This window comes from Methylomonas sp. LWB, from assembly GCF_001856095.1.
Taxonomy (GTDB): domain Bacteria; phylum Pseudomonadota; class Gammaproteobacteria; order Methylococcales; family Methylomonadaceae; genus Methylomonas; species Methylomonas koyamae_A.
In genome coordinates this window covers 106556-124054 of record NZ_MKMC01000006.1, presented here as the reverse complement: position 1 = coordinate 124054, position 17499 = coordinate 106556, and the positions used below count along the sequence as shown (strand labels likewise).

The following is a 17499-nucleotide window of genomic DNA, read 5'->3' as shown; positions in this document are numbered from 1 at the left end:
AAAGCGGTTTAATGGATACCCAGTTTCTTTTCCAGATAATGGATGTTCTGGCAGCCTTGCGCAAATGCCGCGTCCGCCATGATACTCTGCTGCAACGGAATATTGGTTTTAATACCGTCAATCACCATTTCGCTGAGCGCGGTCTTCATTCGGGCAATGGCACTAGCTCTATCGTCGCCGTGAGCGATCAACTTCCCTATCATGGAATCGTAATACGGCGGCACTTTATAACCGTTGTAAATATGCGTTTCGCAACGTATCCCCGGGCCACCCGGCATATGGAATTGTTCTATCACGCCAGGACAAGGCATAAAAGTCTTGGGATCCTCGGCATTCAAGCGGCATTCGATCGCATGGCCGGTAAACACGACCTGTTCCTGAGTAATCGAAAGTTTCTCACCGGCCGCGATCCGCAGTTGTTCCTTAACGATATCGAAGCCGGTGATCATTTCGGTCACAGGGTGCTCGACTTGAACCCGCGTATTCATCTCGATAAAGTAAAACTCGCCTTTTTCGTATAGGAATTCGAAAGTGCCGGCACCCAAATAACCGATCTCACGACACGCCAATGCGCAACGTTCACCCATCTGTTTGCGCTGCTCCGGCGTAATACCCGGCGCGGGCGCTTCCTCCACCACTTTCTGGTGACGGCGCTGCATCGAACAGTCGCGCTCGCCCAGATGTATGGCGTTGCCATGGGAATCGGCCAAAACCTGAAATTCGATATGCCGAGGATCTTCCAGGAATTTTTCCATATACACCGTGCTGTTGCCAAATGCGGTCCCAGCTTCGGCTTTGGTCAGGTTGATGGCGTTCAACAACGCGCTCTCGGTATGCACGGTACGCATGCCGCGTCCGCCGCCACCGCCCGCCGCCTTGATGATCACCGGATAGCCGATTTCCCTGGCCATTTTCAGGTTGGTGTCGTCATCGTCTCCCAACGGGTCCCCGTTGCCCGGCACGCAGGGAATCCCGGCTGCCTGCATCGCTTTTTTCGCGGAGATCTTGTCGCCCATCATCCGAATGGTATCCGGTTTAGGGCCTATGAACACAAAACCGCTCTGACTGACTTTCTCGGAAAAATCGGCATTTTCCGATAAAAAACCGTAACCCGGATGTATCGCCTCGGCATCGGTCACCTCCGCCGCGCTAATGATGGCCGGGATATTCAGATAGCTTGCCGACGACGCGGCGGGACCGATACAGACCGCTTCGTCGGCCAAGCGAACGTGTTTCAGATCGCGGTCGGCTTCGGAATACACCGCCACGGTTTTGACGCCCAGCTCTCGACAAGCTCTCAAGATGCGCAATGCGATCTCGCCGCGATTGGCGATAACTATTTTTTCGAACATAGCCCCCCCTATAGTCCGTTATTCAATAATGAACAAAGGTTGGCCGTATTCGACCGGATGGGCGTTTTCAACCAGAATTTGCTTAATCTTGCCGCTCTTGTCCGCTTCAATCTGATTGAGGATTTTCATCGCCTCGATGATGCAAAGCGTTTGGCCAACGCTGACAGTTTGTCCGAGCTCGACAAAGGCCGCGGAGCCCGGCGACGCGGAGCGATAAAAGGTACCGACCATCGGCGATTTGACGACATGGCCGCTCACTTTTTCCTCGACCGGAGCAGAAACCGGCGCCGATGCGGCTGCAGGCGCGGCGGCTACCGGAGCCGCAGCTTGGGTAAACACCGGTGCTGGTGCCGATGAAGAATAACGGCTGATGCGTACCGACTCCTCGCCCTCGCTAATTTCTATCTCAGCAATATCGGATTCTTCGATAAGATCGATCAATTTTTTTATTTTTCTAATATCCATTGTTCTGAGTTCTCGTTAATAAAATCTGATGGGCGGCTTGCAAAGCCAATTCGTAACCGTGCGCTCCCAATCCGCAAATCACACCGACGGCGATATCGGAAAAGTAAGAGTGACTCCGGAACGGCTCGCGGGCATGCACATTGGACAAATGCACTTCGATGAAGGCAATCTTGGTGGCTAACAAGGCATCGCGGATTGCCACGCTAGTATGGGTAAAAGCGGCCGGATTGATCAATATAAAGTCAACGCGGCGCTGGTATGCCTGATGAATATGGTCGATCAGTTCGTGTTCGGCATTGCTCTGCATGAAATCCAACTCATGGCCCAACTCGGAGGCCAACCGATCGAGTTTTTCATGTATGTCGCTCAAGGTTTGCTTGCCGTAAATTCCCGGTTCCCGGACACCTAACAGGTTCAAATTGGGTCCGTTTAGAACGGTGATGATCGCCATGCAAAGTGAAAACGAAGGTTGATCGAATAGGCGGGAATTCTGCCTAATTTGTGTGTTTTTGTCCAGATAAACTGATTTATATCCATTAACACGACATTTTCCGGACAAATCGCTTATTTTTTCGACAGCATTCCTTCCAGCACTTCCAGCGCTTGGGTTCGAGTCAATTCGCCGAGCTGACGATGCACGATCCGGCCTTGTCTGTCGATGATAACCGTGAACGGCACGGTATTAATCACGTTACCGAGTTGATGAGCCAGCGCGATAGCGTTATCGCCGCCGATTAAAATTGGATAGTTGACCGGCCGGCGCTGCAAGTACTCGAGTACCGGCGCCTTGTCTTCGATCGCGACACCGACAAAACGCACGCCGCGCCCACCAAATTCCTGCTGAATTTTGACGAATTCCGGCATCTCCTTTAAGCAGGGCGGACACCAAGTCGCCCAAAAGTTGACGATGACGATATCGCCGCGCCATTGACTGAGAGCTTGCGGCTTGTCATCCAAATCCGGCAACGTGAAATCGGCCACCAGGGGAACCTCGGCTTCGGCCCCAGGCTGAACCGAGCGGAAATACCAACCGCCGCCCAAGGCCAGAAGCCCGATTAGAATTCCAACCGACACCATCGCGAATTTTCGGGTCATAAGCCTTTCAATGTTTGTAAAAAAGTCTCGGCATCTTGATATCCGATCACCCGGCGATCAGCTTTCTCGCGTCCGTCGGCTCCGAAAAAAATAATGCCTGGCGGCCCGATCAAGTCGAAGCGTTTCAGCAAAGCCTGATCGGCATCGCTATTGTCGGTCACATCCGCTTGCAGTAACACGAAACCGGCCAACGTTTGTTTCACAGCCGAATCCGCAAAGGTATAGGCTTCCATTTCCTTGCAGGAAATGCACCACTCGGCATAGAAATCCAGCATGACAGACTTGCCGGCCGACGCCGCTTGCTGGATACGCTGCTCAAGTTCGGCCAGCGTCTTGACCCGTTCGAACAGCGGCTTGGACGCGGCTTCTGCCCTACCGCCCGCAAATACGCCCCGCATCGGCTGGAGGGGATTAGTGTTACCGGCGCTCAACCCGATTAACTCCAAGATGCCCAACACCAACAAAATGATGCCGACGCCCTTCCACAACTTGCGCCAACCCGACGCCGAATCGGGCAACGGGTCGATGGCGTTCAAGAAGATCGCGGGAATGACCAACAGCATTGCATACAAAAACATCGACGCTTGGGCTGGAATCACCCGCGCCAACATCCAAACCGCCACCGCCAGCATCAACACGCCAAACACGCTTTTGGTGGTATTCAGCCAGGCCCCGGCCTTGGGCAACAAGCGGCCTGCCGACGCCCCCAGCAGCAACAGCGGCATTCCCATGCCCAAACCCATCGCGAACAACGCCGACCCGCCCAGCCAGACATCGCCGGTCTGACCGATATAGATCAAAGCAGCCGCCAACGGCGCCGCAACGCACGGGCCGACCACCAGCGACGACAAAGCCCCCATGATCGCCGCGCCCCAATACGAACCGTCTCGATGGCGGTCGCTGGAGCGATGCAAGCGTTCCTGCAACGCTTTCGGCACTTCCAGGTTATAAAAACCGAACATCGACAACGACAGCAACACAAACAAACCGGCGAATACCGCAATCACCCAGGGCTGCTGAAAAATTACCTGCAAATTGCTGCCGAACAGGGCCGCCAATACTCCGAATACGGTATACATCGTCGCCGACGCCAAAACATAGCTCAACGACAGCAAGAACGCCTTGCGTGTACCGATGTCGCCATGACCGACAATAATGCCGGACAAAATCGGAATCATCGGAAATACGCAGGGGGTAAAGGCCAGCAATAGACCAAAACCGAAGAAACTCAGCCAAGTCAGCGGCAGACTGTCGCGGCGCAGGGCATCGACGATACGATCCTGCTCCGACACCACCGGCGGCGTTGACGCGACAACGGCAGAAAGATCGGCCGATTCGGCGGCTTCCGGCAACGCCACCTCGACGACTTGTTGCATAGGCGGATAGCAGACACCGCGATCGGCGCAACCTTGAAACTTGGCCAGTACTTGCAAGGTTTCGGCGGCACGATTGTCTCGCGTCAGCGGGATATCCACACTGACATTCCGTCGGTAAATTTGCACCTGCCCGAATTCCTCGTCGTGGTACGCCTCGCCTTCCGGCAATTGCAACGGCGTCAACGCGGCGTGAGCCGGCGTTTTAAGTTGCACGGCCAGCTTATCCTTGTACAAATAATAACCGTCGGCAATCCGCCAATTCACCCGTAGTACGTTGGCGCCCACCGCCTCGGCAAAAAACTGAAAGGCTTGCTCCGGCGGCAATAATTCGCTGGAAAACAATCCCGGCGTCAGACCTTTCAGACCTTGCACGAATTGATTTAAGCCACCGGTCGCCGAGGCCCCGACAGTCGCAACCGGCAAGTCGATATCCAGCACCACTTTCTGCGGCGGATAACACACCCCGACATCCGCGCAACCTTGATATTTGACCAACAACTTCAACTGCCGCTCGTGCGTGCCGTTGATCAACGGCAGTTTGACGTCCAGATTGTCCCGATAGACCACGACATCGCCGAGTGTCGCGTCATGCTCTTCCGCGCCGGTCGGTAATGGCACCGTAGCGAGGGAGATTGACTCGGTCCGCGACTGAATCTTAATTTTGTCGCGGTACAAATGATAGCCGTCGGCAATCCGCCAGTTCAGTGCGACATGCTCGGTGTCGCTAGCGGCGACAGTCAAACGAAAGGCTTGGTCGGGCGGCAAAAAATCCTGACTGTCCAGCGCCGCCGCATTAGTAAAAAACCCGAACAGCAGTAACAGCGTGATCAACCGATAGTAAGGCATGAATTCATCCAATGTAAATAATCCGCAGAACCGCGTTCGATCGGCAACGCGATAATTTCCGGTACGTCGTAGGGATGCAGTTGCTTCAGCAAAGCCTCCAATTCCGCGTAACGCTCGCGATGACTTTTAATCAGCAGTAAATGTTCCCCGGCCGACTCGATGGCGCCTTGCCATGCGTATACCGAGCGAACACCCGGCAAGATGTTGACGCAAGCCGCCAATTTGGCGGCAACCAGTTCGCGCGCCAGATGCTCGGCGATGTCGGCATCCGGGCAAGTACAAAAGATTAACAATGGCATATCGATATTATCCTGGAAATCCGCCGGATATGCTTTTAGTATTGCTGGTTTTTTCGCTGATCGAGACCGCCATGAAACCCTTGCCCTTTCTGTTAGCCGCCATTTTGATCGTCCCGTTCGTGGAAATTTATCTGCTATTGATGGTCGGCGGCATCATCGGCGTGCTGCCGACGATATTTCTGGTGATTTTTACCGCCGCACTGGGGACTTGGCTGCTGCGCACGCAGGGGTTCGCCACCTGGCAACGCTTTCAAGCGGCATTGCGGCAAGGCGAGATTCCGGCTTACGAAATGATTGAAGGTCCGATTTTATTGGTTGGCGGCGCGCTATTACTGACGCCGGGCTTTTTTACCGACGCGATCGGCTTCGCCTGCTTGGTGCCTGGATTGCGCCGAAAAATTGCTCAATACGTGTTGGAACGCTACTTGGTACCGATGTCGGGTAGTTCCGCCACCGGTGCTCAGCGGGTGGTCATTGACGGCGAATACAAAAAACAGGACTAAGCCGGCGACCCAGGGCTCTCGCCATCGGCCGCCGGAACAATATTATTGGCTGTCGGCGTTTTGGTTCAATGTGTTTTTATCGAAGCCGGAATAGGCGGGACACCAGCCGAAATAACTGGTCGCGATCAGAACGCCGCCGACCAATAACATCAGGATGCTGGCGGTAAACAGGGAAACAAACACCAGTACGATGCCGGAAACCATGCGGACTTTCTTATCTTTGTCGCCGATATTGTGTTCAAACTTGATCAAACGTTTATAATCGAAGCTCATCTCCAATCCTCTCTGTGTAGTATTTATTGTTAGTCCTGACGCAAGGCTTTCCCTCAAGAGCTCGCAAATATACACAGCTCCCCAAATTCTGCAAGTTATTAAAATGGACGTCTCAACGATAATCGCGCCGCTGAACGACGATCAGCGCCTGGCCGTTTCCGCGCCGATGCAGGCCATGCTGGTCCTGGCGGGAGCCGGCAGCGGCAAAACCCGAGTGTTGGTACACCGCATCGCTTGGCACGTACAAATCAACCACATATCGCCCTATCACATCCTGGCCGTCACGTTTACCAACAAAGCCGCCAATGAAATGCGCCACCGCATCGAGGAATTGCTGAATACCTCGGCGCGCTCGATGTGGATCGGCACGTTTCACGGCCTGGCTCACCGCCTGCTACGCCAACACGCCAAGCAAGCCAAATTGCCAGACACCTTTCAGGTCATGGACAGCGACGACCAATTGCGCATCGTCAAACGTTTGCTAAAAAGCCTGGAGCTGGACGACAGCAAGTGGCCGGCCAAGCAAGTGCAATGGTTCATCAACGCCCAAAAGGACGAGGGCATCCGCGCCCGCCACATGTCGCAAGCCGACGACTTTTACCACCGGCAAATGCAACGCATCTATCTGGCCTACGAAGAACTCTGCGACCGCTCCGGCTTGGTCGACTTCGCCGAGCTGCTGCTGCGCGCCCACGAACTGTTGCGCGACAACGAAGACTTGCTGGCCTTTTACCGCGAGCGCTTCCGGCAAGTCCACGTCGACGAGTTCCAAGATACCAACACGATCCAGTATGCTTGGCTACGCCTGCTGACCGAAGGCAACAACAATCTGTTCGTCGTTGGCGACGACGACCAATCCATCTACGGCTGGCGCGGCGCCAAGATCGAAAACATTTTCGCCTTCCAAAAACATTATCCGGAACACGGCATCGTCAGACTGGAGCAGAACTATCGCTCCACCGGCCACATTCTCAAGGCCGCCAACGTGTTGATCGCCAACAACGAAAACCGGATGGGCAAGGAACTGTGGACGGCAGCCGGCGAAGGTCACGCGATCGGTGTTTACGCGGCCTTCAACGAACAGGACGAAGCCTATTTCGTCGTCGAAAAAATCAGACAATGGGTACGCGACGGCGGCCTGCGTAGCGAAGTCGCTATTCTTTACCGCTCCAACGCCCAATCCCGACAATTCGAGGAGCGCTTAATGACCACGGCCGTGCCATATCGGGTCTACGGCGGCTTGCGCTTCTTCGAACGGATGGAAATCAAGAACGCTCTAGCCTATTTACGCCTGTCCAGCAACCGGGACGACGAGGCCTCGTTCGAGCGAGTGGTCAATACGCCGACGCGCGGCATCGGCGCGAAAACGCTGGACGACATGCGTATTCTGGCACGGGAACGCGGCGTTTCGCTGTGGCGAGCCGCCGAGTGCATGCTGGGCGAAAAGCAACTGAGCGCCCGTGCCGCCAATGCCCTGCAAGGCTTCATGAATCTAATCGAGGCCATAGCCCTGGCGACCGACGGCATGAATCTCTACGAGACCGTCAAATACGTCGTCGAGGCCAGCGGCCTGATCGAACTGTATAAAAAAGAAAAACAGGACAAGGGCGAAGCCAGGGTCGAAAACCTGGAAGAGCTGGTCAACGCCGCCAAGCTGTTCGATTACGACAGCGAAAACGCCGAAAACCTGTCGGAACTGGATATGTTCCTGGCGCATGCCGCGCTGGAAGCCGGCGAAATGCAGGGCGAAGCCGACCAGGATTGCGTGCAATTAATGACTTTGCATTCCGCCAAGGGCTTGGAATTCAAACTGGTGTTTTTGGTCGGCATGGAGGAAGGTCTGTTTCCGTCGCAACAAGCGGTGGACGAACCCGGCCGCTTGCAGGAAGAACGCCGTCTCTGCTACGTCGGCATCACCCGCGCGATGCAACAACTTTATCTGACCTATGCCGAGTCGCGCCGCTTATATGGCAAGGACAGCTATCCGAGACCGTCGCGCTTTCTGCGGGAAATCCCCCCGGAAGCCCTGACCGAAATTCGCCTGCGCGCCAACGTCACCCGCCCAGCCTCATCCAGTCCGGCCACGCTAGGCTCGATGGTCGATCAGAACGCCAGTTTTCGGCTGGGTCAGGCGGTCAGGCACGAGAAATTCGGCGAAGGCGTGGTGTTGCAAACCGAGGGCAGCGGCGACCAAGAAAAGGTACAGATCAATTTCCGCAACGCCGGCATCAAATGGCTGATGTTGGCTTATGCCAAATTGGACAAGGCATAAAAAAGCCGCCGTCCGAAAACTCTCGGACGGCGGCTTAAGCAGTAACGTCGATTAACCGGCGAAATCTTCGTGCACGGTAATGACTTTCAACGAGTTGGTACCGCCGCTATGACCGGTGGCATCGCCCTTGGTGATGATGAAAGAATCGCCGTCGGCAACTAAACCACGATTTCTTAATTTTTCGATGATGTAACGGTTGACCTCCGCGTTCGCCATTTTTTCGTGCGTGAACGGAATCGGGAACACACCGCGATACAGAGTAACCCGGCCCAAGGTTTTCTCGTGACTACTGAACGCGTAGATCGGAATGCCCGAGCTGATCCGCGACATCCACAACGGCGTCGAGCCGGTTTCGGTCAACGAGGCGATCCCGCTGATCTTGGTGTGGTTGGCCATGTACATCGCCGACATCGCAATCGCTTCGTCCACATGATCAAAGCTATCGGTCATCCGATGCTTGGACTTGATCACCGCGGGCTGCTTCTCGGTTTCCATGCAGATGCGCACCATCGCTTCGACCGTTTTGACCGGATGTTTGCCGGATGCGGTTTCCGCCGACAACATGATCGCATCGGTTCCGTCGACGATCGCATTCGCAACGTCGAAAACCTCGGCGCGTGTCGGAATCGGGTTTTCGATCATCGACTCCATCATCTGAGTCGCCGTGATCACCGCCCGGTTCAATTCGCGAGAACGTTTGATCAAATGCTTTTGTGCCGCCGGCAGATTGGCGTCGCCGATCTCCACACCCAAGTCGCCTCGGGCCACCATGATCACATCCGAGGCCATGATAATTTCGTCGATGACCTCCATGGCTTCTGCGCGCTCGACCTTGGCCACCAAGCCCGCGGTAGACCCGGCGGCCAGCAGCAAGGCACGCGCTTCGTGCATGTCGTCGGCGGTACGCGGAAAGGAAATCGCCACGTAATCGGCCTGGATGATCGCAATGGTCTTGATGTCTTCCTTGTCTTTATCGGTCAATGCCGCCGCCGATAAACCGCCACCCAGTAAGTTAATACCTTTGTTGTTGGATAGATCGCCGCCGACAACCACCTTGGTATTAACGCGGGCATTGTCCACGACATTAACGACGTCCAGCACCACCCGACCGTCGTCCAGCAGCAAGCGCGTGCCCGGCTTGACTTCGCGCGCCAACGGTTCGTAGCTGATGCCGACCTGAGTATTGTCGCCGTCCAGCTTGCCGAGGTTGATGTCCAACGCAAAGTCCTGGCCTTCTTCCAGCCAAACCTTGTTTTCCTTGAAGCGCTCGATACGGATTTTAGGGCCTTGCAAGTCGGCCAGAATGCCGACCCGGCGACCGCTTTTTTTGCTCAACTCGCGAACCCGGTTGGCGCGATCGATGTGATCTTGCGCCGAACCGTGCGAGAAATTTAAACGGACAACATCGATGCCTGCCTTGAACAAATCTTCAAGCACGCCGGGTTTGTCCGTGGCGGGTCCCAGCGTCGCCAGGATTTTTGTTCTACGTAACTGCATGTATTCCCTTTATTTGGCGTTGTACAAAGCGACGGTGGTGTCCAGCATCCGGTTAGAGAAGCCCCATTCGTTGTCGTACCAGGACAGTACTTTGACGAAGTTTCCGCCGGTGACTTTGGTCAGACCCGCTTCGTAAATCGAGGAATGCGGATTGTGGTTGAAGTCGGAAGACACCAAAGGCTCGTCGTTGATCGCCAAAATACCTTTCAAGGAACCGTTGGCCGCTTCGCGCAAAATGCCGTCGATTTCTTCCTTGGTGGTATTGCGAGACGCCTGGAAGCACAAATCGACCACCGAGACGTTGATGGTCGGAACCCGCATCGCGAAACCGTCCAACTTGCCTTTCATTTCCGGCAACACCAAGCCAACAGCGGCGGCGGCACCGGTTTTGGTCGGAATCATCGATTGGGTGGCGGAACGCGCGCGATGCAAGTCGCTGTGATACACGTCGGTCAGTACTTGGTCGTTGGTATAGGAATGAATCGTGGTCATCAAGCCATGATCGACGCCGATGGTATCCATCAGCGGTTTCACCAGCGGCGCCAAGCAGTTGGTGGTGCAAGAAGCGTTGGAAATGACGGTATCGCTCGCTTTCAAGCTGGTGTGGTTAACGCCGTAAACAACGGTCGCATCGACATCGTTACCGCCCGGCGCGGAAATAATGACTTTTTTGGCGCCGGCGGAGAGGTGGGCGGACGCCTTGGCTTTGCTGGTGAAGAAACCGGTACACTCGTGAACCACGTCGATACCCAACTCGGCCCAAGGCAATTTAGCCGGATCGCGTTCCGCCAGAACCCGGATGCGATCGCCGTTGACCACAATGTAATCACCATCGACGGAAACATCGAACGGGAATTTACCGTGCACGGTATCGTACTTGGTCAAGTGTGCATTGGTTTTGGAATCGCCCAAATCGTTGATCGCGACGATTTGAATCTCGTTGGTGCGACCAGATTCGTACAACGCGCGCAAGACATTGCGACCGATACGACCGTAACCGTTAATTGCAACTTTAATTGCCATAGAGTTTTCTCCGGGATGAGTGTGAAGGACTAACTTCAAGATGTGCGGAAAGCACTAAAAATAGCGCTGATTGTAGCAAACCCCGACAAACAACGTCTACCGCGCAACCGCGCGGCAAAGCCGGAACCGGCGTTGGCTTGCGTTACAATGGGCACCGATTCCGCAAATAAGACCCAACCATGAATATCCAGTGGTACCCCGGCCACATGCATAAGGCCAGCAAAGAGATCAAGGAAGCCCTGCCCGACATCGACCTATTGATCGAAATTCTCGACGCCCGCATTCCCTACAGTAGCCAGAATCCGATGCTGGCCCGGCTGCGCGACGACAAACCGACGATACGCATCCTCAATAAGACCGATCTGGCCGATCCCGAGGTCACCAAACTTTGGCAGGACTACCTGGAACGCGAACAAGGCGTCAAAACCCTGGCCCTCACCAGCCAGCAAACCGACAAGGTCAGGCAAATCGTCGATCTGTGCCATAAAATGCTGGCCGACAAGCTGGCCGCCGGCAAAGTCCTGCGGACCATGATCATGGGCATCCCCAACGTCGGCAAATCGACGATCATCAATATCCTGGCCGGCCGCGTCATTGCCAAGACCGGCAACGAACCTGCCGTCACCAAGCGCCAACAACGCATCAACCTGAGCAACAATTTGGTGCTGTCCGACACGCCGGGCGTGTTATGGCCCAATGTCGAAAACCGCCACGGCGGTTACCGCTTGGCCGTGACCGGCGCGATCAAGGACACCGCCTTCCAGCACGACGACATCGCCCTCTATGCGTTGGAGTACCTGACCCAGGTCTATCCCGAGCAACTGAAAACCCGCTATCGGCTGGAACCGCTGCCGGGCGAGGTACTGGCCTTGCTGCAAGCGATCGGCGCCAAACGCGGCTGCCTACGTAGCGGTGGCATCGTGGAACTGGACAAGGCCGCCAAACTGCTGTTGACCGAACTCCGAGCTGGCACGCTGGGCCGCATCAGCCTGGAAACCCCGGACATGATCGAACGCGAACTACTGGATGTCGCCGCGCTGCGAGAAGAAAAAGCCGCCAAGCAAGCGACGAAGCGGCGCGGCAACCGACCGCAATAGGCCGCTAGGCCCCGCGCCAGCGGAAACTCGAGCGGCTCGATCCAGCTAGGCCTTCATCACCTTATAAATATAATGCTCGCCGGCATGATTAACGGTGCTTTCCTCCAATGTCACCGAAAAACCGAATTCCGGGGCGATGTGTTTCGGATCGTGCTCTTCGCCGACGAATTGCGAATAGGGAATATAGATGCGGGTGTGTTCGCTAATGTAGTCCTTCACTTGATGAAAAAACCGTTTCAATATCTCGCGGCCACCGTCCTCGTTCAGGCCAAAAGTGCCGTCGCACGGGTAATAATTGAAGTTGAACACGATCAGGTCGAACGGCCGCCGCGGCACGTCGGCGAATAAATCGCTGTGCAGAAAATCGATCGGCGTCAGATCGGGATTCAAGCGGGTATTTTCCAAGGTACACAGCACCGCATCCCGATTGAAATCCACGCCCATCACGTTCTCGCAGCCCATCTTTTTCAATAAAAACGCGAAATAGCCGCTACCGCAGCCCATATCCAACGCCGTTTCGGCGGGCGGCTGCCGCTGCATGAAATTGCCAAAAAACGAGCTGGTCAGTCCGAAATCGGACGGAAACACGTTTTTGGCGATTTTCAAGGTAATGCCGTCCAACTCGGTGATGTACGGCTGCTTGTCCAAGTAATGGGCAAGTTCCTGCTTGCGAGCTTCGATGCTCATATCCAACGGTTTCATAGGCGGCAAAATTGGGTAGTTGAAGGGAACGGTCGATTCGGCTGCATGCTACCGCAAATCCCGGCGCCAACTCAAACCCAAACCTACCCGCCGTTCCTCCTCGAGCCCCGAATCGAAACACCTCCGGCGCCAATCGATGGCGGGCAATTTGCCCGGCAATTTCGGGCAAATCTCGGCTTACCGCGCGCCGCGAGATACTTAAACTCCGCTGGTCCCGACCGAATACCGACCGGACAAACTCTCTCCACCCACTTTCGAGAACATCCCAATGAACACCCATTTATTCGACGACAGCCGTATCCGCTGGCAAACCCTGGCCGGCTTCGACCACTTGCACTATTTCATTTTGCACATCGATAGCGAAGCCAACATTATCGACGTGCTCTTCAAATTCGCCGCCGGCCAACAAATCGTGCTGCATCGACACAAGGCGCCGAACCACATTTTCGTCATCCAAGGCGAGCACCGCCTATATCACCCCGACGGCAGTTTGAAGGAAATCCGGCCGACCGGCCGCTACACCGTTAGCCCCGCCAGCGACGAGCCGCATCGGGAAGGCGGCGGCGACATCGACGTGGTACTGTTGTTCAGCATACGCGGCTGCGGCGTGCTCTACGAAATCCTCGACGACAACGCCAACGTGATCGGCACGCTGGCAATGGCGGACTTCATCGCTTTGCACAATGCGCAACCAGCGTTAACCGATGGATAAGCACCCTGCCACCAGCTCCCGAGGCCGGGAGATCTTCGCGCGGCCATTACGATTCGGCACTGCTCAAGCGGCCTTCGTGCTAGACTCGCGCGCATTGATAACACCGCCGAGATTAACGCCATGGCCGGAACGCGGACCAGCCACACCCACCCGCTGCAAATTGCCGAAGTGCGCGCAAGCCCGTCGCACGGACGTATCGGCATCACCTTTTGCCCCGGCAAGCACGACCGCTTTGCCCACACCGGCGTCTGGGAGCGCGATCTCGGCGTCGATTTGGATGCCATCGCCGCCTGGGGCGCCAAACTGATATTAACCCTGGTGGAACCGGCGGAACTGACCGCGCTCAAGGTTCCGCAACTCGGCCACGAAATTCGTAGACGCGGCATCGAGTGGCTGCATTTGCCGATCGCCGACTATTCCGTTCCCACCCACGCTTTCGAGCAACAATGGCTAACCCAAGGCGCCGACATCCGCCGGCGTTTACGCAAGGGCGACGACTTATTGGTGCATTGCAAGGGTGGCTTGGGCCGGGCCGGCATGATCGCCGCGCGGCTACTGGTTGAACTAGGCATGAACCCGGAGGCGGCGATCCATGCGGTGCGCCACGCGCGCAAGGGCGCCATCGAAACCCCGGCGCAACTGGCGCTGGTCCGCCGCACCCAGCCGATCCCATAACCCGCCGACATGACTACCCTCGATACCGCCAAACTTTCACGGGTAGGCGGACAACTGGGCAGCAATCCGGCCGGCGTTTATCAAGACGGTAACGGCGGCCGACGCTATTACGTGAAGACGCTAGAATCGGCCGCCCACGCCCGCAACGAATGGCTCGCCGCCCAACTCTATCAACTGGCCGGCGCGCCGACCCTATGCTACGTGACTACTTCGGCACCGGACCAGATAGCGACCGAATGGATCGTACTGGAAAAGAAATGCCTGGCCCATTTCACCGACAGCGAGCGCGAACAAGCGCGGCAATGGTTCGGCGTGCACGCCTGGACCGCCAACTGGGACGCCGCCGGCTTCAACGGCGATAACCAAGGCGTTGCCGGCGGACAAGTCCTGACGCTGGATGTCGGCGGCGCCCTGGCCTTCCGCGCCCAGGGCGATCCCAAGGGCAAGGCGTTCGGTATCCGCGTTGACGAGCTGGACGTCTTGCGCCGCGACGACGCCAACCCTCACGCCGTCAAGCTGTTCGCCGAGATGACATCTGAACAAATCGAACAAGCCATCCTGGTCGTCGTTCGCATTCCGGACGATGAGATTCGTCAGGTCGTCTTAGCCAGCGGCGGTTCGCCAGCGCTAGCCGACAAGATGCTCGCCCGCAAAGCCGATATGGCTCGGCGTATCGCCTGGAATGAATAACTCAGGGATACCGGAATATCTAGCGGAGACGGCGTAATCGGAGCAATTTCTAAGCCCGGTGTAAAAAGGTCCGATTAGCGGAATTACTGAAATAGAGGAAGGCATCCTGGGTCAGAAATCGGCCAATTGCGGACGGATAGTTTTTCTGACGAAGGTCTGTTGGTTGATCTACAGCCGCCAGCCGTAATCCCAAAAAAGTGCAACCGCCTATAGGTTGTGCCGAGCCATGCGAGGCGCAACGATCGCGAACGGTGCGCCTGACGGCAGCACCCTATAGTTTGCGCACCTTATGGCCTTCAGTTTTGTCAGAACAGCCGACTGCTCTCTGTCGGATTGCGGCATTTTAGCATCGCGTCCTAATCACCCAAGTCGATTTCGCCAATCATGAAAGTGACGGCCTTTCCAGAGAGAATCACACGGTTGCCCTGTAGTTGGCATGAGAGTCTCCCGCCTCTCGGTGAATCCTGTCTCGCCTCGAAGGAAGTCTTCCCTAGCCGCTGCGCCCAGTAAGGTGTCAGTTCGCAGTGAGCAGCACCCGTTACTGGGTCCTCGGGTATTCCAATTTTTGGTGCGAAGAAACGGCTTACAAAATCAACATCTGTGCCCGACGCGGTAACAATAACTCCGCGCAGGTCCAACTCCTGTAGCTTGGCGAAATCCGGACTGATAGAGCGCAAGGTTTCTTCATCCTCAAAAATAGCGATGTAATCGTTTGCTGCCCAGACTTCGAGAGGTGGGCGGCCTAGTCCGACAGCCAAAGCATCGGGAATGGGCTTCATCACCGGTGGTCGCGCAGGGAAATCCATCGTCAACAGTCCGTCTTTTGACTCGACAACCAATTCTCCGCTCTTGGTTTGAAAAGTAATCTGCTTTCCGGTGTAACCAAGGATGTCAAAAAGAACATGCGCTGCGGCTAGTGTAGCGTGCCCGCAGAGGTCGACTTCAGCAACAGGTGTAAACCATCGAAGATGAAAACCATTTTCGGAAGGGACGAAAAAAGCGGTTTCGGAAAGATTATTTTCATTGGCAATCGCCTGGAGCAGGCTATCGTCCAGCCAATGGCCCAAGGGACACACGGCTGCTGGGTTACCCTCGAAAACACGTGTGGCAAATGCATCGACCTGATATTGCTTGAGTCTCATTGTTTAGTTCCTAATGTACTGGCTAGCGAGGTAGTTCACAAACTCGACCGACCATTCTGCATCGTCGGCTTCTGGGTGTAAAGCAGACCCAGAGCGCACAGATGCTCAACTTCTGCATTGGGTCGGTAACCGCCCACCAACTCCTCCTCGACTCATCGTAACAACTCAAACGCGTAGAAAAAATCTCCGCTCGAATAAGTTGGCCAGCATGGCGTTCGGAGAGATTACAAACCGCGCGAGTCGCAAACGGTGCGGCGGTTGTTATTTTCCAAGGCCCCGAATTTGGCAATGCCGCGCGCTGGTTGTGTTTGCGGTAACGGCTAAATCCAGCAACGATTTGCCAGGTTTTTATCGCCAATGCGGATGCGTTCAGTCAAAGGGCGGGAACTAGTGTTTCGGGCTTTAGACGCTTTAGTTCCCTTCGGCTCCGCTCAGGGAACGACCGGCTCCGCTCAGGGAGTGATCGACTTCATTCGGGGAACAATCGCCTCCTCTCGGGGAACAACCTGCGCGCTCTCCGAACGGAGTCGAGGCAAACGTCCTGCGTTCTCGGAAGCGAATCGAGGGGGGATCGCACCGGTCGGTTTAATCATTGCAAGCCCGAGTCAATACGATCGCTCGATACGCGTTAAACAGTCACCCAGGGGATAATTCCCGCCGGCTAACGAAACAAAATCCAATCGCTAAATATGCCTGCTACCCAACCCGCCCGCGCCGTTTTAGACCCAACAATCCCATCAGGCCACTACCCATCAACCAAACAGCCCCCGGTATCGGCACGGCCGACAATCGTCCGGGACTCACCGCCCATACGTAGTGTTGATAAGTCTTCCGGCGGTTGGCCTGACTACTGTAATAGGCTTCAAAATACCACGCGCTACCGGGGGAAGCCGCATTCTCGGTACCTGACCAGTACGAAGAGGCTTGCTCGTGGTCGAAGCTACTGGTATTGGGAATGGAATTAGACGCCGAACCGTCCAATTCGCGGTAAACCAATTGGCCCAATTCGTTGCCGGCGCTGCCGTCGTATCCGTCGATGGCATTACTGGTTGGCAAGCGCCATTGCGAGCTGCCGCCATAGTTGACGCGATTCAGTAAGCCAACGAAAGCTTGCGCGCCAAACCAGTTGGCTCTACCGTCCGACGAAAAATCGGTGGTTTTCACGGTGTAAGAACCGGTGTAACCGTCGAAGCTGTTGGGCGTGTCGCTAACGGTAGGGCTAGCGGCGATAATGGCTTGGATGACGTTTCGGAAACCGTAAGTGCTTTCCAGCGTAGCCAACAGATTGGCGTCTTGCGTCCAGGTCACGTTGCCGACGCTGCTGTAGACCAAACCAACGTCATCGGCACCGGTAAAGCTGATTAGCGTGGCATTGGCGTTGAACGCGGCGGCGCCGAGCAGAACGCCGAAGGTAAGTAGCCTGTGTGTCATGAGTAAACTCCTTGGGTATGGGGTGCGCGCGACAATTAGAGTTCATCGA

The 17499-nt window shown here is 55.7% G+C and carries 18 protein-coding genes; 6 read left to right on the top strand and 12 right to left on the bottom strand.

The features are described from left to right. Positions 1-8: 8 nt before the first annotated feature. The 6 genes from accC to cutA all read right to left on the bottom strand — a co-directional run bounded on the left by accC (position 9) and on the right by cutA (position 5433). Positions 9-1352: an acetyl-CoA carboxylase biotin carboxylase subunit gene (gene accC / locus BJL95_RS03435; RefSeq protein WP_064031517.1), complete on the bottom strand. Its 1344-nt coding sequence runs from the start codon at positions 1350-1352 to the stop codon at positions 9-11. 18 nt (positions 1353-1370) lie between these two features. Next, the gene (accB, locus tag BJL95_RS03430) at positions 1371-1817 is read right to left on the bottom strand and encodes an acetyl-CoA carboxylase biotin carboxyl carrier protein (RefSeq protein WP_071155496.1); all 447 of its coding nucleotides are present in this window, start codon (positions 1815-1817) and stop codon (positions 1371-1373) included. After that, on the bottom strand, positions 1807-2268 hold the full coding sequence (gene aroQ, locus BJL95_RS03425) for a type II 3-dehydroquinate dehydratase (protein WP_064031519.1): 462 nt from the start codon (positions 2266-2268) through the stop codon (positions 1807-1809). The genes accB and aroQ overlap by 11 nt, the downstream gene beginning before the upstream one ends. A 113-nt stretch (positions 2269-2381) precedes the next feature. Continuing rightward, positions 2382-2912: a TlpA disulfide reductase family protein gene (locus BJL95_RS03420; protein ID WP_071155494.1), complete on the bottom strand. Its 531-nt coding sequence runs from the start codon at positions 2910-2912 to the stop codon at positions 2382-2384. Further along, positions 2909-5134: a protein-disulfide reductase DsbD gene (dsbD, locus tag BJL95_RS03415; protein WP_071155491.1), complete on the bottom strand. Its 2226-nt coding sequence runs from the start codon at positions 5132-5134 to the stop codon at positions 2909-2911. Before dsbD ends, BJL95_RS03420 begins: the two co-directional genes overlap by 4 nt. Further along, the gene (cutA, locus tag BJL95_RS03410; RefSeq protein ID WP_071155489.1) at positions 5116-5433 is read right to left on the bottom strand and encodes a divalent-cation tolerance protein CutA; all 318 of its coding nucleotides are present in this window, start codon (positions 5431-5433) and stop codon (positions 5116-5118) included. The genes dsbD and cutA overlap by 19 nt, the downstream gene beginning before the upstream one ends. Positions 5434-5504: 71 nt before the next feature. Between cutA and BJL95_RS03405 the strand changes: the two genes are divergently transcribed. Then, the gene (locus BJL95_RS03405; protein ID WP_064031571.1) at positions 5505-5936 is read left to right on the top strand and encodes an FxsA family protein; all 432 of its coding nucleotides are present in this window, start codon (positions 5505-5507) and stop codon (positions 5934-5936) included. A 42-nt stretch (positions 5937-5978) separates the two neighbouring features. Here the strand turns inward: BJL95_RS03405 and BJL95_RS03400 are convergent, their stop codons facing one another. Beyond that, positions 5979-6209 carry a DUF2892 domain-containing protein gene (locus BJL95_RS03400; RefSeq protein ID WP_064031523.1) on the bottom strand — a complete coding sequence of 77 codons (231 nt, stop codon included), beginning with the start codon at positions 6207-6209 and terminating at the stop codon, positions 5979-5981. A gap of 103 nt (positions 6210-6312) precedes the next feature. Between BJL95_RS03400 and uvrD the strand changes: the two genes are divergently transcribed. Beyond that, entirely contained in the window at positions 6313-8481 is a 2169-nt protein-coding gene (gene uvrD, locus BJL95_RS03395) for a DNA helicase II (RefSeq protein WP_064031524.1), read from the top strand. A 51-nt stretch (positions 8482-8532) separates the two neighbouring features. On the opposite strand, the gene pyk is transcribed toward uvrD, so the two are convergent. After that, on the bottom strand, positions 8533-9978 hold the full coding sequence (pyk, locus tag BJL95_RS03390; RefSeq protein WP_064031525.1) for a pyruvate kinase: 1446 nt from the start codon (positions 9976-9978) through the stop codon (positions 8533-8535). A 9-nt stretch (positions 9979-9987) separates the two neighbouring features. Continuing rightward, a complete protein-coding gene (gap, locus tag BJL95_RS03385) occupies positions 9988-11001 on the bottom strand; it encodes a type I glyceraldehyde-3-phosphate dehydrogenase (protein WP_064031526.1) in 1014 nt (337 codons plus the stop codon). 179 nt (positions 11002-11180) lie between these two features. Here gap and ylqF point away from each other — a divergent pair, with 179 nt between their 5' ends. Then, positions 11181-12098 carry a ribosome biogenesis GTPase YlqF gene (gene ylqF, locus BJL95_RS03380; RefSeq protein ID WP_071155487.1) on the top strand — a complete coding sequence of 306 codons (918 nt, stop codon included), beginning with the start codon at positions 11181-11183 and terminating at the stop codon, positions 12096-12098. A 45-nt stretch (positions 12099-12143) separates the two neighbouring features. On the opposite strand, the gene BJL95_RS03375 is transcribed toward ylqF, so the two are convergent. Beyond that, complete coding sequence (locus BJL95_RS03375; protein ID WP_175463637.1) at positions 12144-12785, bottom strand: methyltransferase; 642 nt, start codon at positions 12783-12785, stop codon at positions 12144-12146. Positions 12786-13068: 283 nt separating this feature from the next. On the opposite strand from BJL95_RS03375, the gene BJL95_RS03370 reads away from it, so the two are divergent. From BJL95_RS03370 to BJL95_RS03360, 3 genes are all read left to right on the top strand, one after another. Beyond that, positions 13069-13512, top strand: a complete 444-nt coding sequence (locus tag BJL95_RS03370) for a regulator (RefSeq protein ID WP_071155483.1) — start codon at positions 13069-13071, stop codon at positions 13510-13512. Positions 13513-13632: 120 nt separating this feature from the next. Next, positions 13633-14187, top strand: a complete 555-nt coding sequence (locus BJL95_RS03365) for a cyclin-dependent kinase inhibitor 3 family protein (protein WP_071155481.1) — start codon at positions 13633-13635, stop codon at positions 14185-14187. A 9-nt stretch (positions 14188-14196) separates the two neighbouring features. Further along, positions 14197-14877 carry a hypothetical protein gene (locus tag BJL95_RS03360; protein WP_071155478.1) on the top strand — a complete coding sequence of 227 codons (681 nt, stop codon included), beginning with the start codon at positions 14197-14199 and terminating at the stop codon, positions 14875-14877. A gap of 356 nt (positions 14878-15233) precedes the next feature. Here the strand turns inward: BJL95_RS03360 and BJL95_RS03355 are convergent, their stop codons facing one another. Together BJL95_RS03355 and BJL95_RS03350 are read right to left on the bottom strand one after the other, a co-directional pair. Next, positions 15234-16019, bottom strand: coding sequence for a PhzF family phenazine biosynthesis protein (locus tag BJL95_RS03355; protein ID WP_071155476.1), 786 nt, complete (start codon positions 16017-16019; stop codon positions 15234-15236). Positions 16020-16715: 696 nt separating this feature from the next. After that, entirely contained in the window at positions 16716-17450 is a 735-nt protein-coding gene (locus tag BJL95_RS03350) for a DUF1566 domain-containing protein (RefSeq protein ID WP_071155474.1), read from the bottom strand. Positions 17451-17499 lie beyond the last annotated feature (49 nt).